The organism is Burkholderia sp. Bp9143 (assembly GCF_003853645.1).
Lineage (GTDB): Bacteria > Pseudomonadota > Gammaproteobacteria > Burkholderiales > Burkholderiaceae > Burkholderia.
This window is the reverse complement of record NZ_QTPO01000018.1, coordinates 80,667-105,899: the sequence shown is the minus strand read 5'-3', so window position 1 is coordinate 105,899 and position 25,233 is coordinate 80,667. Positions and strand designations below refer to the sequence as shown.

15 protein-coding genes are annotated in these 25,233 nt (G+C 67.5%); 2 read left to right on the top strand and 13 right to left on the bottom strand.

The features are described 5' to 3' along the window. Positions 1 to 17: 17 nt before the first annotated feature. Together DIE23_RS15955 and DIE23_RS15950 are read right to left on the bottom strand one after the other, a co-directional pair. Positions 18 to 1,898 (bottom strand): amidohydrolase, encoded by a 1,881-nt coding sequence (locus DIE23_RS15955; RefSeq protein WP_124613040.1) that lies wholly within the window; start codon positions 1,896 to 1,898, stop codon positions 18 to 20. A 161-nt stretch (positions 1,899 to 2,059) separates the two neighbouring features. Continuing rightward, complete coding sequence (locus DIE23_RS15950) at positions 2,060 to 4,927, bottom strand: winged helix-turn-helix domain-containing protein (protein WP_124613016.1); 2,868 nt, start codon at positions 4,925 to 4,927, stop codon at positions 2,060 to 2,062. Between the two features lie 397 nt (positions 4,928 to 5,324). On the opposite strand from DIE23_RS15950, the gene DIE23_RS15945 reads away from it, so the two are divergent. Then, complete coding sequence (locus DIE23_RS15945) at positions 5,325 to 6,233, top strand: helix-turn-helix domain-containing protein (protein WP_124613039.1); 909 nt, start codon at positions 5,325 to 5,327, stop codon at positions 6,231 to 6,233. Between the two features lie 285 nt (positions 6,234 to 6,518). Further along, the gene (locus tag DIE23_RS15940; protein WP_124613015.1) at positions 6,519 to 7,424 is read left to right on the top strand and encodes a LysR family transcriptional regulator; all 906 of its coding nucleotides are present in this window, start codon (positions 6,519 to 6,521) and stop codon (positions 7,422 to 7,424) included. Positions 7,425 to 7,442: 18 nt separating this feature from the next. Here the strand turns inward: DIE23_RS15940 and DIE23_RS15935 are convergent, their stop codons facing one another. From DIE23_RS15935 to uca, 11 genes are all read right to left on the bottom strand, one after another. Next, on the bottom strand, positions 7,443 to 8,900 hold the full coding sequence (locus DIE23_RS15935; RefSeq protein ID WP_124613014.1) for an alginate export family protein: 1,458 nt from the start codon (positions 8,898 to 8,900) through the stop codon (positions 7,443 to 7,445). After that, the gene (locus tag DIE23_RS15930; protein WP_124613013.1) at positions 8,900 to 9,829 is read right to left on the bottom strand and encodes a glyoxalase; all 930 of its coding nucleotides are present in this window, start codon (positions 9,827 to 9,829) and stop codon (positions 8,900 to 8,902) included. The genes DIE23_RS15935 and DIE23_RS15930 overlap by 1 nt, the downstream gene beginning before the upstream one ends. Before the next feature lie 194 nt (positions 9,830 to 10,023). Next, positions 10,024 to 10,563, bottom strand: coding sequence for a hypothetical protein (locus DIE23_RS15925; protein ID WP_185646467.1), 540 nt, complete (start codon positions 10,561 to 10,563; stop codon positions 10,024 to 10,026). 138 nt (positions 10,564 to 10,701) lie between these two features. Beyond that, entirely contained in the window at positions 10,702 to 11,751 is a 1,050-nt protein-coding gene (locus DIE23_RS15920; protein WP_124613011.1) for a patatin-like phospholipase family protein, read from the bottom strand. Between the two features lie 93 nt (positions 11,752 to 11,844). Next, positions 11,845 to 15,300 carry an adenylate/guanylate cyclase domain-containing protein gene (locus DIE23_RS15915; RefSeq protein WP_124613010.1) on the bottom strand — a complete coding sequence of 1,152 codons (3,456 nt, stop codon included), beginning with the start codon at positions 15,298 to 15,300 and terminating at the stop codon, positions 11,845 to 11,847. A gap of 218 nt (positions 15,301 to 15,518) precedes the next feature. Next, complete coding sequence (locus DIE23_RS40185; RefSeq protein WP_260436077.1) at positions 15,519 to 16,568, bottom strand: AidA/PixA family protein; 1,050 nt, start codon at positions 16,566 to 16,568, stop codon at positions 15,519 to 15,521. Next, a complete protein-coding gene (locus tag DIE23_RS15905) occupies positions 16,474 to 16,977 on the bottom strand; it encodes an inclusion body family protein (protein WP_124613009.1) in 504 nt (167 codons plus the stop codon). The genes DIE23_RS40185 and DIE23_RS15905 overlap by 95 nt, the downstream gene beginning before the upstream one ends. Before the next feature lie 731 nt (positions 16,978 to 17,708). Further along, complete coding sequence (locus tag DIE23_RS15900) at positions 17,709 to 18,617, bottom strand: ABC transporter ATP-binding protein (RefSeq protein ID WP_124613008.1); 909 nt, start codon at positions 18,615 to 18,617, stop codon at positions 17,709 to 17,711. A gap of 45 nt (positions 18,618 to 18,662) precedes the next feature. After that, positions 18,663 to 19,637, bottom strand: a complete 975-nt coding sequence (locus DIE23_RS15895) for an ABC transporter permease (protein ID WP_124613007.1) — start codon at positions 19,635 to 19,637, stop codon at positions 18,663 to 18,665. A 64-nt stretch (positions 19,638 to 19,701) separates the two neighbouring features. Further along, on the bottom strand, positions 19,702 to 21,588 hold the full coding sequence (gene atzF, locus DIE23_RS15890; protein WP_124613006.1) for an allophanate hydrolase: 1,887 nt from the start codon (positions 21,586 to 21,588) through the stop codon (positions 19,702 to 19,704). Further along, the gene (uca, locus tag DIE23_RS15885; RefSeq protein WP_124613005.1) at positions 21,585 to 25,175 is read right to left on the bottom strand and encodes an urea carboxylase; all 3,591 of its coding nucleotides are present in this window, start codon (positions 25,173 to 25,175) and stop codon (positions 21,585 to 21,587) included. Before uca ends, atzF begins: the two co-directional genes overlap by 4 nt. Positions 25,176 to 25,233: the final 58 nt, after the last annotated feature.

Below are 25,233 nucleotides of genomic sequence, written 5' to 3'. Positions count from 1 at the left end.
GTGCCGGCATCCATCGTCTAGCAGGCCGCGCCGAGGCAGCCGAATGCGTTGCACGGCTCGACGAATCCCGTTGCGGCCGCCTGCAGGCACCGCGCGAGACGGCGTCCGTATTCGCGCGCGAAACCGGTTTCGCGGCCGCCATCGGCCGCGACGCGCGGCTGCGCCGACGCGGCCGGACGCCGCCGGCTGCCGCCGCCGAACTCGGCCACGGGCGACCACGCGGGACTCACCGGCAGCGGCGGCGGCGCCAGCGGCGCGAATTCGTCGTCCGCGTGCACGACCTTGCCGTCGACGATCGTCAGGACCGACGACAGGTGCTTGATGCACGCCTCGTCGATCGTGAAGTAGTCGTCCGTCAGCACTGCGAAATCCGCATACCGGCCCGGCACCAACGCACCCTTGCGGTCGTCTTCGTTCGAGAACCACGCGCTGCCGACCGTATAGCGGCGCAGCGCCTCCATCCGGCACAGCCGGTTGCCTTCCGGGTAGAGCACGGTGCCGCCAACCGTGCGCCCGGACACCATCCAGTACAGCGACATGAACGGGTTGTAGCTCGCGATACGTGTCGCATCGGAGCCGGCGCCGACCGGCAGGCCGGCCGCCAGCATCGCGCGGATCGGCGGCGTGCGCGTGGCGGCTTGCGCGCCATAGCGCGCGATGAAGTACTCGCCCTGAAACGCCATCCGGTGCTGGACCGTCACGCCGCCGCCGAGCGCCGCGATGCGCGCGATGTTCCCATCCGAAATCGTCTCGCAATGATCGAAGAACCAGCGCAGGCCGTCGAACGGAACATCGCGGTTCACGGCTTCGAGCACGTTCAGGAAGCGGCCGATCGATTCGTCGTAGGTCGCGTGCAGCCTGAACGGCCAGCGGCGCCCGACCAGCAGCCGGACGACCGCGGTCAGTTCCGCCTCGAGCACGTCGGGCAGGTCCGGGCGCGGTTCGAGGAAATTGCCGAAATCGGCTGCGGAATACACCAGCAGTTCGCCGGCGCCGTTCATCCGCAGGAACGCGTCGCCGTCGCCGGGCTTCGCCAGCGTCATCCAGCGCGCATAGTCGTCGATCTCGCGCCCCGCATGCTGCACGAACAGGCTGTATGCGATGCGCACCGTCATTTCCCCGCGCTCGGCGAGCGCCATGATCGCGGCGTAATCGTCCGGATAGGCCTGGGAGTCGCCGCCGGCGTCGATCGCGCTGGTCACGCCGAGGCGGTTCAGTTCGCGCATGAAGTGCCGCATCGAATTCATCTGCTCGTCGAAGCCGAGCCTGGGGCCCTTCTCGAGTGCCGCATGCAGGACGGCCATGTCCGGGCGCGCGATCAGCATGCCGGTCGGCCTGCCAGCGCGATCGCGCTGGATCTCGCCGCCGGGCGGATCGGACGTGTCGCGGCCATAACCGATCGCGCGCAGCGCGGCCGCGTTCAGCAGCGCGCTGTCGCCCAGATGCATCACGAAGACCGGCGTGTCGGGCGCGATCGCGTTGAGTTCGGCCACCGTCGGCCCGCGCTTTTCCGCGAACTGGAATTCGGTCCAGCCGCCGACGACGCGCACCCACTGCGGCGCAGGTGTGCGCAACACCTGGCGACGCAGCATGCAGAGCGCCTCGGCCAGCGTCGACACGCCGTCCCAGCGCAGTTCCAGGTTGAAATTCAGGCCACCGCGAATCACGTGCAAGTGCGAGTCGTTCAGCCCCGGGATCACGGTGCGGCCGTTCAGATCGATGTGAAGCGTGTCGTCGTGCGCATGACGCATGACCTCGTGTCCGCTGCCGGCCGCGAGAATCCGGCCGTCCTTCACCGCGAGCGCGGTCACGAACGATCGCGTGTCGTCCTGCGTCGCGATCTTGCCGTTGTAGACGATGAGGTCCGCCGACTCCGCGGATTGCGTCGCCCTAAGCACCGTCAGCCTCCCCGCTCGCGCCGCGGGCCGGCACACGACCGCGCGCGGCATGCCTGCGGTTTGACGTTACACGGACCATCCACCCTCCCTTGAATGTTGAACGATCGGCCAGACGGATGGCCGCGGCGCGCGGGCGTGTCCCGTGCGGTCCGCGCGCGCCGTCATGCCGCCGATTGCATCGTGTCGGCCATCTCGTGCCGCATGCGTGCATCGCCCGCCGGCTGCATCGTCTCCGGGCGGATGAAGCTCTTCACCCGCGCCAGGCGGCGCATGTCGAACGCGCGCGATTGCGGGTCGACGTGCCCGGACAGGTCGGCCACCAGCGACGACGCCTGCCCGATACGCCCGCGCTCGATCAGATGATCGGCGAGATCGAGCGTGCCGCGCAGCGCCCACATGGCCGCGCCCTGCCCGTTCGCGGCATGGATCGCCATCAGGAGATGCCGGTGCCCGTCCGCTTCGCACGCGATCGCGCGCTCCGCGTCGGCCGTGCGTGCCTGTTCGAGCATCACCAGCCCCCTGGCACGCAGCAGTTCCGGCACGAACAGATGCTCGCCTCGCGCGCGGCAGCACGCGAGCGTCGCGTCGAGCTTCGCGCGCGCCTCGGCGGCACGGCCCGTGCGCGTCAGCCCTTCCGCATACGCGACCACCAGCGGCGCGAGCAGGCGCCGGAATCCGCTCGCCTCGATGCGTCGCAGCGCGGGTTCGAGCCGCGCCAGCCCGGCGCCGGGATGGCCGGCCTGCATGTCGAACTGTCCCGCGAGACATTCCGCGTGGCTCAACCAGATGTCGAAGCCGTTCGCCTCGGCGGTCGATCGCAGCGCCGCGAGATAGTCGGAGATCACGTCGTGATCGCCATATCGCAACGCGATCGGCACGGCCGCGGCGCCGAGCACGATGCACAGCGCCAGCGCCGACCCGCTGCGGCGCGCGGATTCGACCGCCTGCGCACCGAGCCGCATCGCATGTTCCGGATCGCCCTGCATCCAGACGAGCCGCGCCAGCATCGTCCGGCCGAGCGTCGCGACGTCGACGCCGAGCGCCGCCACCGCGCAAGGCGGTTCGCCCGCTTCGGCCAGCTCGGCCGTCGCCGCCTCCAGCCGCTCGCGCGCCTGCGCATGCTCGCCGAAGTAATGCAGCGAAGTCGCGACCATCGCGTTCGCCAGCACCCGTTGCGACCGGTCGCCGCGCCGCTCGGCGGCCCGCTCGAAGCGCATCGCATAGCGCAGCGATTCGTGAATGTCGGCGCCCGTCAGCATCGTGTTCCACAGCCCGACCAGCGCGCACGCGTCGAATGCGTCGTCGCCGACCTGCCCGGCGAGACCGAGCGTGCGCTCCCACATCGCGGCGACCGTCTGCGTATCGCCGTCCGTATGCAGCAGCGCCAACGCGTAGGCCGCGCGCAAGCGCATCTCGCGCGCCGCATCGACGGTCCCGAGCGCGCCGGCGTCGATCGCATCGAGCGCACGCCTCGCCGGTATCGAACAGTCGCGCATGCGCGCCGGCTCCCGCAACGCGCGCGCCAATGCGTCGGCTTCCGGGACGGGCGGCTCGACCGCCGCGGGCGCGGGCTCGGGCGCGCTGGCCACGCGCGCGGCGTGCGCGCGGGCCGACGCACGGGCTTCCGCTTGCGCGTGTTCATGACGCGCATGACGCTCGGCGATGCGGTCGAACTCGCCCTCGTTGTGCAATTTCTCGAGTGCGTACGCGCGGGTCGATTCGGTCAGGCGGTAGCGCGCCTGCGCGCCGTCGAACTCGACGGTCACCAGCGACTTGGCGACCAGTTCGCCGAGCACCGTGGTCATGTCGGCGGGCGACATGCCGGGATCCATCGCGACTTCGCGGGCGGCATCGAACGTGAACGGGCCGACGAAGCACGCCATCCGGCGAAACAGCGCACGCGCGGCCGGATCCAGCAGCACGTAGCTCCAGTCGAACGTCGCGCGCAGCGTCTGATGGCGCGGCAACGCGGAACGCAGCCCGCCCGTCAGCAGGTTCAGCCGGTCGTCGAGACGCGACGCGACGACCTCGAGCCCGAGCGTCGCCACGCGCGCGGCAGCCAGTTCGATGGCGAGCGGCAGCCCGTCGAGCCGCCGGCAGATATCGCCGATCAGCCTGATGCCGGCCGCGTCGACCACGCAATCGGGCGTGGCCGCGCGAACGCGCGCCAGGAACAGCTCGACGGCCGCATGACGCGCGATCTCGTCGACCGTTGCAGCGCCGTCGGGCACCGCCAGCGGACTCACGCGAAACACGGTTTCGATCGAGATATGAAGGGGTTCGCGACTCGTCACGAGCACCCGCAGCGGTGCGGCGCGCGCCGTCAGCGACTCGACGAGGTCAGCCACCAGGTCGACGACGTGCTCCGCGTTGTCGAGCACGAGCAGGCTGCGCGAAACGGCGAAAGCAGCGCCGATCCGGTCGACGGCCGGCACGCCGTCCGTCTCGAGCCCCAGTTCGGCGGCAATCGCGAGCAGCACGTCGTCGCGCGTCGTGGCGCGCGCCAGTTCCACGAACAGCACGCGCTCGCCGGCCCGGCCGCGCAGTGCGTGTGCCACCCGGTCGGCCAGACTCGTCTTGCCGATGCCCCCCGTGCCGACCAGCGTGACGACCGGCACACGGTCGATCATGTCGACGATCTGCTCGAGCTCGGCCTGGCGTCCGACGAATGGGGTCGGATGTGCCGCGTCGGCGTCCGGTGCCGCGGCGGCCGGGTGCGGCGCCACCGCGTGCGCGACAGGCGGATTCGCGATCAGCAGGTACCCGCGGCCTGGCACGGTCTTGATCAGGTCGCGGCTCGCGCCGAGCGCCTTGCGCAACGTCGCGACATGCACCTGCAGCCGGTTTTCCTCGACGATCAGGCCGGGCCAGACGGCATCCATGATGTCGTCCTTCGACACGACGGAACCGTTGGCGCGATGCAGTACTTCCAGGATGTCGAGCGCGCGCCCGCCAATACGCAGCGACGCGCCGTGACGGCGAATGTCCCGCTGCTCGAAATCCACCGATAAAGCCCCGATCTGGATCATGGCCGCCTCCAGGTTCCCCACGATGACCGCCATGTGAACGCAGCAGATCACCAGCGGGAGTCCGCACCCGGCCTGCCCTTCAGGCGGGTTCAAAGTGTCGAAAAAGTGGGCCGAGTGTATACGCGGCATTCGCAAAAATCTTGAAGGAAAATGCGCTGCTGCCGCCGCGCCGGCGACAGCGGCCAACCCGGTGCGGCGCGAATGCGGATCGGGCGATATCATTCGGAATCGCGTGTTTGCGTGCCGATCGTGCCCCGGCACCGCGCGCAGCAGTCCGCTGCAAGCATTTCGTCAAGCAGCGGACATTTGTTCAAGTTATCGTCGGCCTATCGGGCCCGCCGTATGTACCGGACGCAAGGACGTTCGCCCTCCGTCCGACTCCGAAGGATTTTCCGACATGCCCCATCCCCTCGTCGCGCCACCGCCGGCGCCACCGAAAGACACGCTCGGATGCATCTCGAGCCTGCTCTCCAAGGATATTGAAAGGTCCGCGGGCGGCCTGACGCTCCACCGCAAATGCATGCGCGACGAACAGTTCGAGCGCATCGAGATGGCGGCCAGCGATCGCGGCTTCCTGGTCGGCGTGTCGCTGAACGGCGGTCACCGGCGCACGATCTACCGCGGGTCCGGCCAGTCCGAGCGGTGGTTTCAGCCCCACTCCATCTACGTTCGCGATTTTTCGCGGCATTTCCGCGCCGACCTGTACGGCAAGTTCGATTTCGTCCTCGTCGAGCTGTCGCGGCGCTACCTGGACGACCTCGTCCGCGAGCACGACGGCATGGAAATCGGCGGCCTGAGTTGCGCGCCCGACGTGCAGGACGCCGTGCTGGGCCATCTCGCGCACGCGGTCGCCGACAGCCTCGACGGGCCCGGCGCGCTGAACGCGCTGTTCGTCGAGCAGATGGGGCTCGCGATCGGCACGCATCTGGCCCGCCGTTACGGCCATGCGCGCGCGCGCGACCTGCAGCGCAAGGGCATCCTGTCGCCGGCCAAGGTCGCGCTCGCCCAGGAGCTTCTGATGGAGAAGGCGAACCTCGGCGTGTCGATCGAGGAAGTCGCGAACGAATGCGATCTGTCGCGCGGCTATTTCATCCGTGCGTTCTCGCGGACGACCGGGCGCACGCCGCATCAATGGCTGCTCGAACAGCGCGTGATCCGCGCCCGCCAGCTGATCGAGACGACCGACATGACGCTCGCGGAAATCGCGGGCGTCTGCGGCTTCGCGGACCAGAGCCACCTGAACCGCGTCTTCGCGCGCATCGTTGGCCATCCGCCCGGCGCATGGCGGCGCGGCATGTCGCGCTGAGCCCTCCGTTCCGAAGGCCGGTTCACAGACGATTGCAGCGGCGTCGCGTCGACACGCTGCATGCTGCCCGAGCGGGTGCGCCGGTTGGCGTGCTTCATGTCCGATTCCAGCTTGCGTATCGACGTCATCGCGTAACGCCAGGCTTGCCCGTCAGGATCGTGAACCATCCTGAGCGACACATGAATCGTTCTGAAGGCGGCACCCGGTGCGATCCATGCCGTCGGCCGGAAGATAGAATGCGAGCGGCATGCAACGCATCGTTGCGGCACGCAAAAAGACGACGACATGGACAAATTCTCCGCGCTGCGCGCGTTCGTGGAAGTAGCGGAAGCCGGCGGCTTCTCCAGCGCGGGGCGGCGCCTCGATCTCGCGGCTTCGTCGGTGGTGCGTGCAGTGGACGCGCTCGAGGCGTCGCTCGGCACCGTGCTGCTGAATCGCACGACGCGCCAGGTCACGTTGTCCGATGCCGGCTCCGTCTACTACGCACGTGCGAAGCGGCTGCTGGAGGAACTCGCGGAGGCCGACGCACTCGTCGCCGATCGCGGTGACGAGCCGTCCGGACCGCTGCGCGTGTCCGTGCCGGTCGCATACGGCGTACGCCGCATCGCACCGCACGTCGCCGCCTTCCTCGCGCGCTATCCAAAGCTCGACGTGGATCTGCAACTCAGCGACGAACGCGTCGATCTCGTCGCCGGCCGGATCGACGTGGCAATCCGGCTCGGCGAGGCGGCACCGTCCGCGGAGGTCGTCGCGCGCCCGCTCGGCACGTTCCAGCGCTACGTCGTCGCGAGCCCCGACTATCTCGATGCGCACGGCGCGCCGTCGACGCCGGGCGAGCTGGTCGAGCACACGTGCCTGCGCTTTCATTTCGGCTGCGACCAGCAGGCCTGGTCGTTCGTCGATGCGCACGGCGCTGCGAAGGTGTTCGTCGCGGGGCGATTCAGATCGAACCACAGCGAGGTGTTGCGCGAGGCCGCACTCGGCGGCGCCGGCATCGCGCTGCTGCCCGACTGGCTCGTCGACGCCGACGTCCGGTCGGGCCGCTTGCGCAGGCTCTTCGAGCAGTACGACGTCACGCCCGATACGGCCCGCTCGGTCGTCACCGCGCTCTACCTGCCGAATCAGCGCGGCTCGAAACGCGTCACGGCGTTCATGGATTTCGTCGAGGCGCTGGCTCGCGCGCCGCACTGAATCGCACGGCGCGCCGCGTTACCAGCCGAACTTGGCCTCCATGCCGACGTAGTCGGCATTGCGCGCGCCGAGCGCGCGAATCGAGTCGGCAACCTGGAAGTGCACGGCCTCGACGGCCAGCGCCACGTTCGCATTCACGAGCCAGTCCACGCGTGCCTGCGCATACATGCCCGTCCACGCGCCGCCCTTGCCGGCCGTGCCGGGCACGGCCGACATCCCCTGTCCGTAGATCGCGTCGGCCGTCGTCGCGCGCCACTGGAAACCGACCGCGGTCAGCACCGTCACGTTGCTGGCCGGCTTGAACGTCAGCGACGGCTTCACGTGAATCAGGTTGCTGTAGCCCGTGTAGCCGGCGAGCGTGAAGTAATAGCCGTTCGGGAACAGCGGGTTGAAGGTGCCCATGCGCCCGTCGCCGGGATGCGTGTCGCCCGACGCGCCGTCGACCTGGATGCCGATGCGCGGCGTGCCCGGCGTCTGCGTGAACGTGTAGCCGCCCAGCGTGCCGAACGCCCATGCGCCGATCGTGTCCTGCCCGATGTGCCCCGTCTGCAGCATCGCCTCGGCGTCCCAGTCCAGCCGCCCCGACTTGCCCGCGTAGCGCACGTCGAACACGTCGCGCCGTTCGGTGCCGGCCCCGGCGAGATAGTGTGCGTTGTCGCGCGTATAGCGCGACCAGTAGGCCGACAGGTCGCCGGGCCCCACGCCGGATCGCTCGACGCGCACGCCGTCGAATCTCAGGTGACGGTTCGACACGTCGTCGAACACCGCGTCGTTGCGATATTGCACCGGGCGCGTCACATAGCCGATCAGCCGCCATTTGCCGATTTCGTAATCGGCCCACAGGGCGTCGAAGGCCTGACGCACGTTGGGCCCGTCGCGCACCGACACGAACCGCTGCAAGTCGAACGCCATCTCCTGCCTGCCGATGCGAGTCTTGAACGTGCCGCCGCCCAACTGGTCGACATACGCGACGAACGCCTGTTCGATGTCGAGCTGGTCGCGATCGACCGCCCCGACCGTATCCTTGCCGAACGGCCGCGCATCCTCGAACTGGACGAACGCCTGGACATGCCCGGCATAGCGCAGGTCCGCGTGCACGTTCGCGCGCTGGATCACGTAATGGTCGTCATGCGCGGCACCGAGCCCGAACAGCGGCGCGTTGTTCAGCTCGAAGCGCTCGCGCAGGTTCGCGCCGAGCGACAGGTACGTCGACGGGTCGCCGCCCAGCGGGATGTATTTCAGCGCATCGAGCGGCTTGCGCGGCACGCACGGATTCGCGAGGACCGACCAGTCCTCCTGCCAGCGGTTGAACAGCACGGTGGGCCGCTTCGCGGTACACGCCGCGCCGTCGGCCGAGGACGGCGCCGGTGACGCGTCGGCACCGGCCGCCGTACCGGCATACGTCGCGGCGCCCGCCGCCAGCATGGCGGCCGGCAGCATGCCCCGCCACGCGCGTTTCCTCGACCGGTGTCCCATCACTTCGACCGCGCGTGGATCTCGGCGACATAGCCGCCCGGGAACTGCACGAGCGCCGCGTCGCGGCCGTCCGACGTGAACGTCGGCACGAGCACCGTCACGCCGGCCGCCTGCGCCTGCTTCAGCGTTGCGGCGAGATCGGACACTTCGTAGCCCGTCATCTCGCGGCCGAACGGATAGGGCAGATGGCCATCCGTCGCGAGCACGGTCATCTTGCCGAAGCCCGATTCGATGCGGATGCGGCGGTACGTATCGTTCGGCCGGCCGATCTCGACGCCCGGCGCGTGGCGCACGTCCGACACGACCTTGCCGCGCGAGAACGCGACAAAATCGTGCACCAGCTTGTTCGCGCTTTCCGGCGACACGTACACCCGGTTTTCCGGCACCGTCTGCAGCGCGTCGTAATGCGGCGCTTCGGTGTGCCAGTACAGCTGCATGTTCACGCCGCCGGGCCAGCGGACGATCGCGTCGCGGCCGATCGGGTCCGGGAACGTGTCGACGATCACGTCCGCGCCGTGCGCGCGCGCCGATTTCACCGCGACGTCCATGTCGGTGACGAGATAGCCGGTGCGCTCGTCACAGAACGGGTACGGGATCGGTGTCTTGAAGCCGAATACCGACACCGTGCCGACCGGCGTGAGCACGAGTTGCGACATCGTCTGGCTCGGCGTCGGCGTGACCTGGAACACGCCCTGCTTCGACTTCTTGCCGCCGAACGTCGCGACGAAGCTGTCGGTAAAGCGATCGAAATCTTCCGGCGCGACGCAGACGTGCGTCGTATCGTATTGCGGGCCGACCGCGACGGCCGGTACGCGTCCGGACGCGGAATCGACGAGGCGCGTCGTATCGGCATGGGCCGGCGCGGTCGCCAGCAATGCGCCGAACACGGCGGTCGTCAGCAATACCTGTCGCAACTTCGGGGCAATCATCGAGTTCTCCTTGAGCTTGCCGACTGGCGCGCGGCCCGTGCGGCGGTACGTCAGCAAGACTAGAGAAGATGAGCCTTAAAGTCATGGCGGCATCCTGAATTTTTCTGAATGTGCAGCCCGGGCACGAGACCGTGGCGCAGACTGGCCAGCGCGAGGCACGCACGTGTGCGCAACTTCATCGACCGCACTCGCCGTCACGCCGGAATCGGCAAACCCAGCCGCCAGCTCAGGTTGCCGCGCGCTCGCGCCTCGCAGCGCATGTAGAAGAAATCCGTCAGATAGATGCGCGGACGGTCGAGCAGCCCGCGCAGAATCGTCCGTTCGTGGCGGTCGTATGCCCGGTCGTCGAGATCGGGGCGCTCCGCCCGCAGGCGCCGGCCATCTTCGCGAAATCGGCTGCGGGACGCGCCGAGCACGGCCAGGTCGATGTCGCACACGAAACGGGTATCCGGTTCCGCGGCAATCCCCGAGTGGGTCGTCGCGAGGATCATCGCGCAGATCGGGTCGCACGCGCGGATTCGCCCCCGCGCCTGGTGCCGGAACCAGTCCGCGCTGCGCTGCTCGTTGTCTTGCGCGCCCGGAACGAAAATCACGTCGTGGAACCAGAGCGCGAGTTCAACGGCGTCCGGCTCGGCAATCGCGCCGCGCGCCAGGTCGAGATGACGCAAGCATCGCCGGACATGCATGAGCGTATGGTAATGGCGCGCCGGCTCCGCATAGCATTGCGCCAGCATGCGATAAACATCCTCGGCATGTGTCCCGCCGCTGCACGACCACAACGCGACGAACCGCGCCTGCGTCCGGTTCACGTTCGCTCCTTGGCCCGGGACGACTGCGCCTGCGCGCCCCATGCCGACATTACCGCGATGCGCTCAGAGAAATTCCCTGCGAATGTCGATACTCGACCGCTGTCCGATGTTGCTGTAGTGATGCGCGAGCCACGCATCCGCCTCGCGTCGCCCGTGGTCATGCAGCTCGCTCAGAAATCCCCAATCCGCGTTGTACTTGCTCGATACGCTCAACGCGCTCAGCGCGTCGTCGGCGCGAATCGAATGGATCAGCATTTCCTTCATCTCGCCGCGTTGTATCGTGCCTTGCTGGATCAGGTCGGTGACGAACGCGATGGCGCGCATCTCGCGCATCAGCGACGAATTGAAACTGATCTCGCTGATGCGGTTGAGAATCTCCGCGGCCGTGATCGGTACACCGCGGCGCACGAGGGGATTGATGTGCACGATCACGACGTCGCGCGTCGCGCAATTGTAGATGAGCGGATAGATGGCCGGATTCCCCATGTACCCGCCATCCCAGTAGAACTCGCCATCGATCGAGACCGCCTGGAACAGTGTCGGCACGCATGCCGATGCAAGCACCGCGTCGGCACTGACGTCCTCTCCCGTGAAGAGGCGTATTTTCCCCGTCTCGACGTTGGTCGCGCACACGTACAGCCGGATCGGGCAGTGCTTGCGCAGCGCGTCGAAGTCGACCTGGCTCTCGAGCACCTCGCGCAGCGGATTCAGGTTGTTCGGATTGAACTGATAGGGCGAGAAAACGCGCAGCATCATGTCGGCGAACGCATAGAGCGGCGAATGATCGAGCCCGAAGCTGTGCGTGCCCTTCAGCCAGGGCGCCCAGCGCAGCGGGTTGTAGCGCTCCGCCGATTGCGCGACCGCGCGCCAGAAGTCGTGCAGAGCCTGACGCGCACCGTCTTCGCCGCCCTTTTGCATCCCGTATGCGAGCACGGTGGCGTTCATCGCGCCGGCACTGGTGGCACTGACGCCTTCGATTTCGAGCCGGCCGTCCTCGAGCATGCGGTCGAGCACGCCCCAGGTGAAGGCGCCGTGCATGCCGCCGCCCTGCAACGCGAGCGCGATCGGTTTGCGCGGGACATCGTTGCGGCGTCTTGTGTTTGTGGTTGTCATGCACGTCTCCTCGGCGCGCCGCGCATGCGGCGCAGCGGCAGGTCATGGAACGCACGTCGTCACGCGATACATCGCCGTGCGCCGTCGTTCCCTTCATCCCGTGCGCGCGTCCAATGCATCCAGCAGCGCTTTCGCCTCCCGCAGGTCGCGCGTGTCGAAGCCTTCCGTGAAGCAGCCGACCACCTCGGACAGCGCTTGCCTTGCCTCTGCCGTCTTCCCCTGCCGTTGCAACAGCCGCGCCAGGTCCGACGCTGCCCGCAATTCGAGCGATCGGGCACCCTGCCGGCGTACGCGTGCGATCGCTCTTTGAAAGCAGTCGACCGCTTCGTCGTCACCTTCAGCTGCCGTGCCCTCCTTGCCAGCGCCGCCGGCCAGTTGGATACCGGTGAGCCGGTACAGCTCGGCCTCGTAGCAATGCTCGCCGGATTTCTCGATGATCGCCATCGCCTCTTCCAGCCTGTCCCGTGCCGCGCGCTCATCGCCCGCGCGCCAGTAACTGTCGGCGAGCAACGCGAGAGAATACGGCCGCAAGTCTTCGCCGCCGGCTGCCCGCAGCGCATCGAGGCCCAGCCGCATCTGCGCGATGCCGTCCTGGATGCTTCCCTGTGCGCTCGTCGCCCAGCCTCGCAGCAGCGTCCCCCATGCGAGCCAGTAAGGCAATCCGTGCTCGGCCGATACGGCAATGACCGCATCCGCACGCTCACCGGCCAGCACCGGCTCCCTGCGCAGCTGATGCAAGTGGGCCGCGTAGGTCAGGCCGAACGCCAGGGACGGCCCGTAGGAAAGACCCTGCGCGAGCGCGAGTGCTTCGCCGCTGCGTTTGAGCGCTTGTTCCGGATATCCCTGAAACCACAAGGTCAACGCGAGGTAGCTGAGCGCCCGAATGCCGGGATCCACCCCGTGTGTGAAGACGTGTGCCTGATGCTGCTTCGGATCGTAGATCGCGAGGGCCTCTTCCAGGCTCGCGCGAGCGGCGCCGAAATCGCCCTGCAGAAACAAGCACCCGCCCAGTGCACTATGGGCCTCCACGAGCAGGCCCGGGTCATTCGCCTCCCGCGCCGTATCGAGCATCTGCTTGCCCAGCGCGCTCGCGATCGCATACTCGCCGCGCACCGCATGGTGTATCCGCAATCCCAGCTGCGTCGCGAAGCGTTGCGATACCTCGCCCGTCCGCTCGCACAATTCGAGCGCGCGCCGATAGGTCTCGCTCACCTCCGTGGAGCCATACCCGTGCACGTCCATCAAGACCGGGCCGAGGGAAAGCAGCAGCGTCAGTTCCCAATGCGCACGCATGGGTGTGTCCGGCAAGCGCTTCAGCAGCGCAAGCGCCGCGCCGAGGTGATTCATGGCATCGTGATGGGCGGCATGGCGCAATGCCTGCTGGGCCGCACGATGCAGGTATTCGACCGCCTTGGGAATGTTGCCGCTCTGACTGTAGTGGTGCGCCAGTTCGCTGCAGTAATCGGCGATGCGCGTCGGGAACAGCACCTCGATCGCCTGCGCGGTGCGCTCGTGCAGCGTGGTACGCCGCTCCGTGAGCAACGAGCGCCCGGCCACTTCCTGGGTCAGCGCGTGTTTGAACGAATAATTGACTTCGGGAAAGGCGGGGTGCTCGTAGATGAATTCCGCCGCTTCCAGATGCGCGAGCAGGCGCCGCAGTTCGTCATCCCGCGCCGGCTCCTCGCCGCAAATCCGCCGGATCAGGCTGAACGGAAACTCGTGGCCGATCACCGCGAGTGCCTGCAGCAGTTCCTTTTCCTCGATCGGCAGCCGGTCGATCCGCGCGGCGAGCACGCCCTGCACGGTGGTCGGAATGTGCAGCGTCGCGGGCGTCTCCACGATGCGATAGCGCCCGGCATCGCCGAGCAGCGACTGCTCCTCGACGAGCGTCTGGACCACTTCCTCCATGAAGAACGGGTTGCCCTCCGTCTTCTCCAGAATGAGCTGCTTCAGGGGCACGAGCGAGCGATCCTCGCCGAGCAGCGCCGCCAGCAGTCCTTGCGCATCGGCGGGGCCAAGCGGTTCGAGGCGAAGTGTGCTCCAATGCGCGGCGTGCGCCCACGCGGGCCGATACTCGGGCCGGTAGTTCACCAGAAGCAGGATGCGTGCGTCCGGCACGTGGTCGATCAGGTAGGTGAGGAAGGCCTCCGTTTCACGGTCCAGCCATTGCAGATCCTCGAACAGCAAATGGACCGGCTGATTCTGGCTCTCTCGCACGAAAAGCTGCCGGATCGCATCGAAGGTACGCTCGCGCCGGATCTGCGGATCCATCTCGACGAGTACCGGCCCGCCTTCGCCGATACCAAGCAGATAGAGGACGTAGGGCACCAGGTCCTCGAAACCGCGCTCGAGCGCGAGCGCCTTGCCGATGACCTTTTCCCGGCAGCGCCGCTCGTCGTCCTGCGCCGTGATCTGGAAATAATTCTTCAGGAGTTCGATGAGCGGCAGATTGGGAAACGCCTTGCCGTGCGAGACCGAGAACGTCTCCAGCACCAGCGCCCCGCGCCGCGAACGCTCCTTGAACTCGTGGAAAAGACGAGACTTTCCGACGCCGGCCTCCCCCACGACGCCGACCACGCGCCCGTGTCCTGCCCTCATGGTCTCCAGCGCCCGGTTCAGGTGTTCCATCTCCGTTTCGCGACCGACGAACCGCGCAAGACCGCGGTGCGCCGCCAGCTGCAGGCGCGTGCGCAACGCGCCCAGGCCCAGCACCTCGTAGACGCACAGCGGCGCGGGAATCCCCTTGAGCTGCGTCGCCCCCAGCGCCTTGAACTCGAAATAGCCTTCGGCCAGCTTGTGGGTGGACTCGCTGACGAGAATCGACGTGGGCGCGGCGATGCCCTCGATCCGCGACGCGATGTGGATCGTATGCCCGAGCGGATCGTAATCGGTGTGCAAGTCGTCGGTGCGGATCGAACGGACGACGACCTCGCCCGTGTGAACGCCGACGCGAATCTGCAGCGGAATGCCTTCCTGCAGACGAATGCGGTCGCCATGTTGCCGCATCGCCTGCTGCATGCGCAATGCGGCGAAGAGCGCGCGCTGCGCATGGTCTTCGTGGGCGATCGGTGCACCGAACAGCGCGAGGATGCCGTCGCCGAGCGATTTGGCGACGTACCCTTCGTAGTAGTGAACCGCTTCCATCATCAGCTCGACCACGGGCACGATCAGGCGATGCGCGACCTCGGGATCGAGATCGTGGATCAACGCGGTCGATCCGGCCATGTCGGCAAACAGCGCGGTGACGGTCTTGCGCTCGCCGGCAGGCTCGCCGCGCGCTTCCATGGCCGCGTGTTCGGCACGGATGCGCTCGGCAAGATGATCGGGTGTGTAGTGAATCGGGGTGGGCGACGGCGCCTGCCCCGACGGTCGAGACAATGGCGGCTCAGCGGCAGGCGCAGCCAGCGACGCCCCGCAATGGCTGCAGAAGCGGGCCGCAGGCTCTGCCTCATGCCCGCAATGCGGACACGTGCGGGACAGCACGGCCTGACATTCCTGGCAGGACCTCGCCCCGGGAGGATTCTCGGATCCGCAGATTGTGCAGCGCATAAAACCCTCTTCCAGCCAAGGGTCGACCTCAAAACATTATGCGCCACTCTCCCCGGGGAATCAGGCCGGGAAGTGGAGGAATCGTCGGTTCAACGGCAAAAGATGCGGTACCCGGTGAAACAGCAGCGCGAGCGCGATGTGCGCTCAACCCCGCACCGCCGTCACGTACATGGATCGCCCCTGGACACCGAATCCCGCGTCATCCTGCACGCGCGGCATCAGCCGATCGGCCATTGCAGGATGACGATGCCATCGTTGAAATCGCTATCGACGCCATCCTCGGCGCCGAGCCAACCCAGCCACGCTCGATCCCCTGCAGCCAACGGCGCCAGCCGGGCATCCGTTGCGGATTTCCTGCCGTTCGCCGATGCGTCGATCCGGATCTTTCCGCCGTTCGAGTTCAGGGTGAACATCCTGACGCCATCGTCACTGCTTCCCAGAAACGCCGCGGCCGGTTCGGTCGCGTCGTCGATGAACAGTTTGAGGTCCTGCTTGAAAGCCGCATTCGCGTAGAAGATCGCCTTGAATGCGGTATTGGGCGGCAGGTTGAAGTTGCCGTCGCGGTCCGACGACGGCTTGAAACCGGGCTGCTTCGAGTCCGCCTGGCCAGCGGCGATCTCGATCGACGCCTCCCAGCGGAAATAGCCGGACACGGCACCGTCGCGGTCGAGTACGGCGAAATCGGCCGTACACGTCGTGGCGCCCGCGGCCAGCACGTCGCCGCGCCAGTAATGGTCCCGCATCGGCCGGCACTGCGGATGGAGCAGGTCGTCTTCGGACGGCAACGGCGTCGCGGCGTCGCGCACCTCCGGTTCGATCGGCGCGACGATGCCGGCATCCTTCAATGCGAACCGGATGAACAGAACGCTCGCTTCGGCACGCAGCGCCAGCGCCGTTTCGCGCAGGCGGAGCTGGTCGCCCGGCGACAGGCCGGCAAAGAGCCGGCTGTCGTTGCGGCCGAGCTGCCCGGTGTCGCCGGGGCTCACCACGTAGATGTGCCGGCCGTCGATCACGGTCGGCGCATCGGCGTTCCGGCTCGCATCGGGGTAGGCCGACAGCAGCGTGACGGCATCGACGATCGCAAGCACATCGCAACGAAGACCAGACATGGCACTTCCTCCGGAACAGGACAATGACGCGGGCGCCCGCCGCGCGGCCGCCCGCCTGCCGAGATCAGTTGTGGATCGAGATGAACGGATCCCACTGATAGCAACCCAGCGACTGGCAGTTGCGATCGATGATCTGGAAGTAGAAGTGGTAGGTGACACGGCCTTCCGACAGCGTTTCCGACGACCAGTAGTAGTTGTCCACCTTCTGGCAGGTCGGCGTCGACGGCGAGCTCGGATTCGGAATCGGGACCGATGCCGTGGCCTTGCGCGGCGTCGGCGTCGAGATCAGGTCCTTGCCCTGGTTGGCGATGAAGCCGTAGAAGACCACCTGTTTCTCGAAGCCCAGCGACAGGCTCGTTTCACGCCATCGGATCAGGTCGCCGACCTGGGCTCTCAGGTCGAGTTCGCCGCCCGCCTGCCCGGAAACGACGTTGTCCTGGTTCGTGACCATGTACACGTGCTTCCAGTCGATCAGCGTCGGGGTTTTCGGATCCCGGCTGGGATTCGGATATTTCTGGAGAATGGTTTCGGTATCGATCGAGACGAGCACATCGGTAACGCGTGACATAGGAACTCCCGTTCAGGTAAATGGGGTTGCCGGCGCGCGGACTGTTTCACACGATTCGCCATCACCGAGTGGATGACGATTCGCATGAAATCTTGAAACTTCAAACTGTCCCGCGATTTAAATTTACATCGAGCAGTTAATCCAATGACCTGTAAATAATGACAGTTCTCGCTTATTTTTATAGAAATTCAAATTTGCCAAAACAATATTATTGATTGACTCGATATTTCATACAGTTTCAAGAACGGAAAATCGACATTTCAGGCGCGAAGCCTTCGGGAGATGGGGCGGGACTCAGACCGGATGCGCCACGCGCGCACTGGCCGGGGCGCCTTGTCGATCAAGGGGAGATGGATTTGTTGTCACCGTCGGCCGGCGGGGCGCGGGCCAAAAGAAATATGTCCCAGTTTCAGCAATACGGTTATCAAGGCCGCCCTTTCCGACCCGAATCCATGACCTTGATGTGCACATAGGTGAATTGATTCTTATATTGCACGCAAAATCGAAACAAAAGGAATTTCACGAGCCGCGCCGGACTTCGGCATTACTTAACCGCACTTTAGACGGCATTATTTTGTCCTGCGTTCCATCAGGCGCGATTATGAAAAAATCCGAACCGGAATCATTGACGATGGATATTCGCACTCGATCGGGGGCGAGATCCCGTCATGCAGTCGTCCTGATCGCCCGTGGTACGGGATCGCGGGCACATCCGCGCGGCTGGCTCCCCGCTACTCGACATTGTCGGAAACGTCCGTCATCCGGATCATGTGCGGCTTGACGCCATCGTCGTCCGCCGCCGCCTCCTTCGGATGGATCAGCGCTTCGAGCCGCGCCTTCGTCGCAATGAATTCGGGCGTATTGACCTGCGAGTATTCCCGCGGCCGCGCCACCGGCACCTCGATCAGTTCCTGCACGCCCCCCGGGTTCGCCTTCAGCACCAGAATCCGGTCCGCCAGGAAAATCGCCTCGTCGAGATCGTGCGTGATGAACAGGATCGTCACGTCGATATTGCGCCAGATGTCGAGCAGGTGTGTCTGCATCCGTGCACGCGTCTGCGCATCGAGTGCGCCGAACGGCTCGTCCATCAGCAGGATGCGCGGACGGTTCGCGAGCGCGCGGGCGATCGCCACGCGCTGCTTCATGCCGCCCGACAACTGATGCGGATACACGTCGGCAAAACGCGTCAGCCCGACCAGATCGAGCCATTGCAGCGCCTCGCGTTCAGCCTCGCCGCTGCTGCTGCCGTTCATCCGCAGACCGAACATCACGTTCTTCTTCACGGTGAGCCACGGAAACAGCGTATAGCCCTGGAACACCATCCCGCGATCGGCGCCCGGCCCCTGCACGGGCTTGCCGTCCAGCAGCACCTCGCCACTCGTCTGCGCCTCGAGCCCCGCCAGGATGCGAATCAGCGTCGACTTGCCGCAGCCGGACGGTCCGATCACGCACACGAACTCGCGCCGGTGGGTACGGAAACTGATGTCGTCGAGCGCGACGCACTCGCCCTGCGGCGTCGCGAAACGCTTGCCGACATGGCGCACGTCGAGAATCACGTCGCGGGATTTCAGTCGCGCGAAGCGCTCGCGCACCGCGTCGGATTGAATCAGGTAATCGGGAACGGCTTGCGGATTCTGCATGATGCCCTCTACGGAAATCGGTCGATGGATGCGCGTCAACGGGCGTCACGCTTTCAGCGTGCGATCCCACGGAAACAGCTTGCGGCCGAGCAGTCCGAGCGCGATGTCGGTGCCGAGGCCGATGATCCCGATCATCAGGATCGCCGCGTATACGTTGTCGAAATGCTGGTAGCGCGCCTGCTGGCTGATGTACCACGTGATGCCCGAGCTCGTGCCGACGAGCTCGGCGACGATCAGATAGGTCCATGCCCAGCCGAGCAGGATCCGCTGGTCGCGATACAGGTCCGGCAGCACGCCGGGAATCACGACGTGCGTGAGCAGCTTCAGCTTCTTCGTGCCGAGCGTCATCGCGGCCTCGAACAGCCCGTATTCGAGCTTGCGCGTCGTGTTCGCGATGATCAGCACCTGCTGGAACAGCGTGCCGATCACGATGATCGCGATCTTCGGCGCGTCGTAGATGCCGAGAATCGCGACCATCAGCGCGCCGAACGCCGGCGCCGGCAGGTAGCGGAAGAATTCCAGGAACGGCTCCTGCAGCCGCGCGAGCGCACTGAAGGTGCCGCAGACGATGCCGACCGGCACGCCGATCGCGGACGAGATCACGAAGCCCCAGAAAATGATCCGGATGCTGTGCCACAGGCTCTCGTGCAGCCACACGCCGTCGCGCGACGCGGGCGGCGTCGTGAACGCCGTGTAGAACGCGCGCAGCACCTGGTGCGGCGCGGGCAGGTACACCGGGTTCGCGCGCACGCCTTCGGGCACGGCCGCGTGCGTCGCTCGTGCATGCGCGAGCTCGTCGTCGAACACGTCGCGGTCGATCTGCATGCCGGTCTGGAAATAGTCGACGCTCCCCGGATTCGTGATGCGCATTTGCGGATGCCAGACGAACGGCACATAGCTGATCAGGCACCAGACGGCGAACGGCAGCAGGAAGGACGCGAGGCCGAGCGTCCATTTGCCGCGCGTCGTCAGTTCGCGGCGCACGGCCAGCCATCCGGTCGTGTTGCGGGTCATTGACATGGGAATCTCCGTATCGTTTCGGGTGCCGGTCGCGCGGATGCCGCTGCAACGCGCGACCGGGCGTTCATTGCAATGCGCCGCTGGCGGCCTGTGCGCGATACGCGCGCCAGCCGCCGAAGCGCGTGATGTCCTGCGCATCGTCGAGCGCCGCGCCTTCACACAGGAAACCCTGCACCCGCGCGCCGTCCGCGAGCGTCAGCGTGCCGATGCCGAGCGGCGCCGCGATCCCGGCGACGAAGCTGCCATAGGCGTCGACCGGCATCTCCCAGATCTCGACCGCGATCGGCGCGCCGCCGTCCGGCACGCGCACGAGGCCCGGCTTGGCGACGCCGCCGCATGCCGCCGCGGACAGCGCGTAGAGGCGATAGGCGGCTGCCGTCGTCGTCGCGGCGACGAAACGTGCGCCCCGCTGCGTGAGCTGCCCGTTCAACGGCTCGCCACGCAGATGCGCGCCGACGACGGCCACGCGCACGACGCCGGACGACACGCCGGGCGCAGGTGCGACCGGTGCGGGTGACCCGGTGTCACCGACAGCCGCATCGTCCGCGGCGACGGTGCCGTCGGCCCACGCCCGTGCGAGATCCAGCAGCCGCGCATCGTCGTGCGCGCGGCCGACGAACGTGATCCCGAACGGCAAGCCCGCATGGCGCCCGGTTTCGCATAGGCCGGCAGGCACGGCGATCGCCGACAGGTCGAGCAGGTTGACGAAATTCGTGTAGTAGCCGAAGCGTGAGTTGACGCCGATCGGGTCGGCCTCGAGCGCGTCGACGGTCGCGGTCGTCGCCGAGGTCGGCATCACGAGCGCATCGAGCCCGCCCCAGGCGCGGCCCGCCTCGACACGCAGCGCCGCGAGCCGGTCGAATGCCGCGAACGCGTCGGCCGCGCTGAAGCGCGACGCACCGCCGATGATTTCGCGGATCACCGGATGCAGCGCATCGGGTTCCCGCGCGGCGAATGCGCCGATCGCGGCGAGCCGCTCGGCCACCCACGGGCCTTCGTACAGCAGCCGCGCGGCGGCCAGGAACGGGCCGAAATCGATCTCGACGACCCGCGCGCCGGTCGCACGCAGGCGTTCGAGCGCCGCGCCCCATGCCGCGCGATACGATTCGTCGCCGAAGAATTCGAGCTGATCGGCACGCGGCGCGCCGAATCTCAACTGCCCGAGCGTCCGCGCCGGCTGCGCGCGCAGGCCGTCCGCGCCCGGCAGCGGCTGCCATGCGCGCCCGTACGGATCGCCGTCGGTCACGCCATGCGCGGCGTCGAACACCGCCCGTGCATCCACCGGCGAGTGCGCGAACACCGACACGCAATCGAGCGACCGGCAGGCCGGCACCACGCCGAGCGTGCTCAGCACGCCCCGCGTCGGCTTAAGCCCGACGAGGCCGTGGAACGCGGCCGGCACGCGCCCGGAGCCGGCCGTGTCGGTGCCGAGCGAGAACGTCGCGACGCCGAGCGCGACCGCTACCGCCGACCCGGAACTCGACCCGCCCGACGCATAGCGCGGATCGAGCGCATTGCGGCACGCGCCGTAAGGCGAGCGCTGTCCCGAGAGCCCGGTCGCGAACTGGTCGAGATTGGTCTTGCCGACGGGAATCGCGCCGGCCGCGATCAGCCGCTCGACGACGGGCGCGCTGCGTGCCGGCGTGTACGCATAGGCCGGGCAGGCCGCCGTCGTCGGGATGCCGGCGAGGTCGATGTTGTCCTTGATCGCGAACGGCACGCCGTAGAGCGGCAACGACGCGATGTCGCGCCCGGCGAGCGCGTCGGCATACCGCGTCATCTCCGCGCGCGTCAGTGGCCGGATCCACGCATGATGCGGGTCGCCCGCGCCGACATGCGCGGCGATCGCATCGACGAGCGCATGCGGCGTCAGGTCGCCCGCTTCATAGCGCGCGCGCAGCGCGGCAATCGAGCGCAGCCCGGGCAGGATGGAGCGTTCCGTCGTGCTCATGCGACCTCCTCGGCAGCGCCCGCCCGCATCACCATCAGCCGCTGGCCGGCCACCACCGCCGCGCCCCGCGCGCAATCGATCGTCTCGATCGTGCCGTCTTCCGTTGCCGTCACCGCCACCTCCATCTTCATCGACTCGACGATCGCGACGACCTGCCCTTCCGTCACGCGCTCGCCGGCCTCGACCAGCACCTTCCACACGCTGCCCGACACGTCCGCGGCAATCGCCCGCTGCGTGTCGTCGAGCGCGCCCGCTGCCCGCGCCGCCTGCGCGTCGCCCTGCTCCGCCTCGCCGACGTATTCCGCCTGCCCGGCCGCCCGCCATCGCTCGCGCTCCGCATCGAACGCGGCTTGCTGCGCGGCCTTGAACGTCGCGATCGAATCCGCCTCGTCGCGCAGGAAGCGGTTGTAGGCACCGAGATCGAACACGGATTCCTCGATCCGCAGCGCAGCGCGGCCCGCGATGAAATCCGCGCGCAGCGCGGTCAGCTCGGCCTCGCTGACTTCGTAAAAACGGATCTCGTCGAAGAAGCGCAGCAGCCAGGGCTTGCCGGCCTCGAATTCGCGCGTGGTGCGGTGGCGGTTCCACATCTGCACGGTACGGCCGACGAACTGGTAGCCGCCGGGCCCTTCCATCCCGTACACGCACAGATACGCGCCGCCGATGCCGACCGCGTTCTCCGGCGTCCAGGTGCGCGCGGGGTTGTACTTCGTCGTCACGAGCCGGTGCCGCGGATCGATCGGCGTCGCGACCGGCGCGCCGAGGTAGACGTCGCCGAGCCCCATCACCAGATAGCGCGCGTCGAACACGATGCGCTTGACGTCGTCGATGCTCGCCAGGCCGTTGATGCGCCGGATGAACTCGATATTGCTCGGGCACCACGGCGCATCGGGCCGCACCGACTGCATGTAGCGCTCGATCGCGATGCGCGTCGACGGGTCGTCCCACGACAGCGGCAAATGCACGATGCGGTTCGGCACGCGCATGTCGGCAACTTCCGGCAATTCGCGTTCGGCCACCTGCAGATGCGCGAGCAGCGTGGCAAGCGGCAACGTCCGCGCGTCGAACTGCACCTGCAGCGAACGAATCCCCGGCGTCAGGTCGAGCATGCCGGGCAGCCGGTGCGCGTCGAGCCAGCACATCAGCGCGTGCACGCGAAAGCGCAGGTTGAGGTCGAGCACGAGCTGCCCGTATTCGACCAGCACGTTGCGATCGCCCGAGCGCCGGTAGACCACGCCGATGCCGCCGCCGGCCGACGGGTCGCGATGCAGCACGCAATCGTCCGGCGCGCCGGCAGGTGCCGCCGGCACGACCGCCGCGGCGGCATGCGCGGGCGACACGCCGGCGCGCACGAACCGCACGGTATCGCCCGGGCGCAACTGCCCGAGCTTCCACAACTCGTCGCGCACGACTGTCACCGGACAGACGAAGCCGCCGAGACTCGGACCGTCGGGACCCAGGATCACCGGCATGTCGCCGGTGAAATCGACCGCACCGATCGCATACGCGTTGTCGTGGATGTTCGACGGATGCAGGCCTGCCTCGCCGCCGTCCACGCGCGCCCATTGCGGCTTCGGGCCGATCAGCCGCACGCCGGTGCGGCTGGAGTTGTAATGGACCGTCCACTGCGTGCCGTAGAGCATCGCGATGTCGTCGGGCGTGAAGAAATCCGGCGCGCCGTGCGGACCGTCGAACACGCCGAGCGTCCATGCATGCGTCAGCGCGGGAATGTCGGCCGTGGCCAGCATCGCGCCCGCGTCGCCACGCCCCGCGTCCGCGTGCAGATGCAGCACGTCGCCCTTGCGCAGCGCGCGCCCCGCGTGGCCGCCGAACTGGCCGAGCGTGAAGGTCGCCTTGCTGCCCAGATAGTCGGGCACCTGCAGCCCGCCTTTCACGGCCAGGCATGCGCGCACGCCCGCACCCGTCACGCCGCCGAGCTTCAGCACCGTGCCCGGCCGTGCGCGCAGCACCTGCCAGAACGGCGCGGGCGCGCCGTCGAGCGTGGCCGCGAGCGGCGCGCCGCCGAGCACGAACAGCGTCGCCGTGTTGAAGCGCAGCGTCGCGCCGACCATCGTGAATTCGAGCCCGGCCGCGTCGCGCGCGTTGCCGAGCAGCGCGTTCGCGAGGTCGAACGCGCGATCGTCCATTGGCCCGGACGGCGGCACGCCGACGCTCCAGTAGCCGACGCGCCCGGGGGCCTGCTGCACGGTGGTCTGCACGCCGCCGTCGAGCACGTCGATCGTGTGCGGTGCGAACGCGAAGCGTGACAGGAATGCCGTCGTCGGCGCGCCGCGCGCGAACGTGTCCGAGCCGACCACGGCGCGCAGGTAGTCGAGGTTGGTCTCGATCCCGTACAGTTCGGTATGCGCCAGCGCGGCTTGCAATGCATCCAGCGCATCGCGCCGCGTATCGCCGCGCACGATCAGCTTCGCGAGCAACGGATCGTAGTGCGCGCTGATCTCGGTGCCCGCGTCGATCCAGCCGTCGATGCGCACGTTGTCCGGAAACGCGACGTGCGTGAGCAGGCCTGCGCTCGGCAGGAACTGCTTGTGCGGATCCTCCGCGTAAAGCCGCACCTGGATGCTCGCGCCGCGCGGCGTGACGGCGAGCGTGTCGAGCGGCGGCAGGTCGCCTTCGGCCTGCAGGATCATCCATTCCACGAGATCGATGCCCGTCACCGCTTCGGTCACGCAATGCTCGACCTGCAGGCGCGTATTCACCTCGAGGAAATAGAATCGCCGCGCGTTCGCGTCGAACACGAATTCGACCGTGCCGGCCGACGCGTAGCCGACCGCGCGGGCGAGCCGCACCGCGCTCGCGTGCAGCGCGTCGCGCTCTTCATCGGTCAGACCCGGTGCGGGCGTTTCCTCGATCACCTTCTGGTTGCGCCGTTGCACCGAGCAATCGCGTTCGCCGAGCGCGATCGCATCGCCGCGGCCGTCGCCGAAGATCTGCACTTCGATGTGCCGCGCATGTTCGACGAACTTCTCGAGATAGACGCCCGCATGCGCGAAGTTCGCGTTGCCGAGCCGCACGACCGATTCGAACGCGGCTTCGAGCTGCGCGGCGTCGCGGCACAAGGACATGCCGATCCCGCCGCCGCCCGCGGTGCTTTTCAGCATCACCGGATAACCGATCGCATTGGCTTCGGCGAGTGCCGTCCGCGCATCGTCGAGCAGGCCCGTGCCCGGCAGCAGCGCAACGCCCTGCGCAGCGGCGAGTTCGCGCGCGGTGTGCTTGAGCCCGAACGCGCGCATCTGATCGCCGCGCGGCCCGATGAAGCGCAGGCCCACGGCTTCGCATGCATCCGCGAAACCGGCATGCTCGGACAGGAAGCCGTAGCCCGGATGCACGGCTTGCGCGCCCGTTTCACGTGCGGCGGCGAGGATCGCGTCGATGTTCAGATAGCTGTCCGCCGCCGGCGCGGGACCGACCCGCACGGCTTCGTCGGCGAGCGTCACATGACGCACATCGCGGTCGGCGTCCGAGTAGATCGCGACCGACGCAATCCCGAGCCGCTTCAGCGTGCGGATCACGCGGCACGCGATTTCGCCGCGGTTCGCGACGAGGACCTTGGCGAATCTCATGTTGCCTCCCGCCGGGCCGCCCCAAGGGAGGCAACCGCCCCCTTGGGGGGCAGCGAAC

What these genes read in the sequence shown, in the direction of transcription:
- atzF (WP_124613006.1), bottom strand. Translation starts at nt 21,588, where the DNA reads ATGAGCACGACGGAACGCTCCATCCTGCCCGGGCTGCGCTCGATTGCC.
- DIE23_RS15930 (WP_124613013.1), bottom strand. Translation starts at nt 9,829, where the DNA reads ATGATTGCCCCGAAGTTGCGACAGGTATTGCTGACGACCGCCGTGTTC.
- DIE23_RS15935 (WP_124613014.1), bottom strand. Translation starts at nt 8,900, where the DNA reads ATGGGACACCGGTCGAGGAAACGCGCGTGGCGGGGCATGCTGCCGGCC.
- DIE23_RS15905 (WP_124613009.1), bottom strand. Translation starts at nt 16,977, where the DNA reads ATGTCACGCGTTACCGATGTGCTCGTCTCGATCGATACCGAAACCATT.
- DIE23_RS15925 (WP_185646467.1), bottom strand. Translation starts at nt 10,563, where the DNA reads ATGCTGGCGCAATGCTATGCGGAGCCGGCGCGCCATTACCATACGCTC.
- DIE23_RS15920 (WP_124613011.1), bottom strand. Translation starts at nt 11,751, where the DNA reads ATGACAACCACAAACACAAGACGCCGCAACGATGTCCCGCGCAAACCG.
- uca (WP_124613005.1), bottom strand. Translation starts at nt 25,175, where the DNA reads ATGAGATTCGCCAAGGTCCTCGTCGCGAACCGCGGCGAAATCGCGTGC.
- DIE23_RS15915 (WP_124613010.1), bottom strand. Translation starts at nt 15,300, where the DNA reads ATGCGCTGCACAATCTGCGGATCCGAGAATCCTCCCGGGGCGAGGTCC.
- DIE23_RS15950 (WP_124613016.1), bottom strand. Translation starts at nt 4,927, where the DNA reads ATGATCCAGATCGGGGCTTTATCGGTGGATTTCGAGCAGCGGGACATT.
- DIE23_RS15940 (WP_124613015.1), top strand. Translation starts at nt 6,519, where the DNA reads ATGGACAAATTCTCCGCGCTGCGCGCGTTCGTGGAAGTAGCGGAAGCC.
- DIE23_RS15895 (WP_124613007.1), bottom strand. Translation starts at nt 19,637, where the DNA reads ATGTCAATGACCCGCAACACGACCGGATGGCTGGCCGTGCGCCGCGAA.
- DIE23_RS15945 (WP_124613039.1), top strand. Translation starts at nt 5,325, where the DNA reads ATGCCCCATCCCCTCGTCGCGCCACCGCCGGCGCCACCGAAAGACACG.
- DIE23_RS15900 (WP_124613008.1), bottom strand. Translation starts at nt 18,617, where the DNA reads ATGCAGAATCCGCAAGCCGTTCCCGATTACCTGATTCAATCCGACGCG.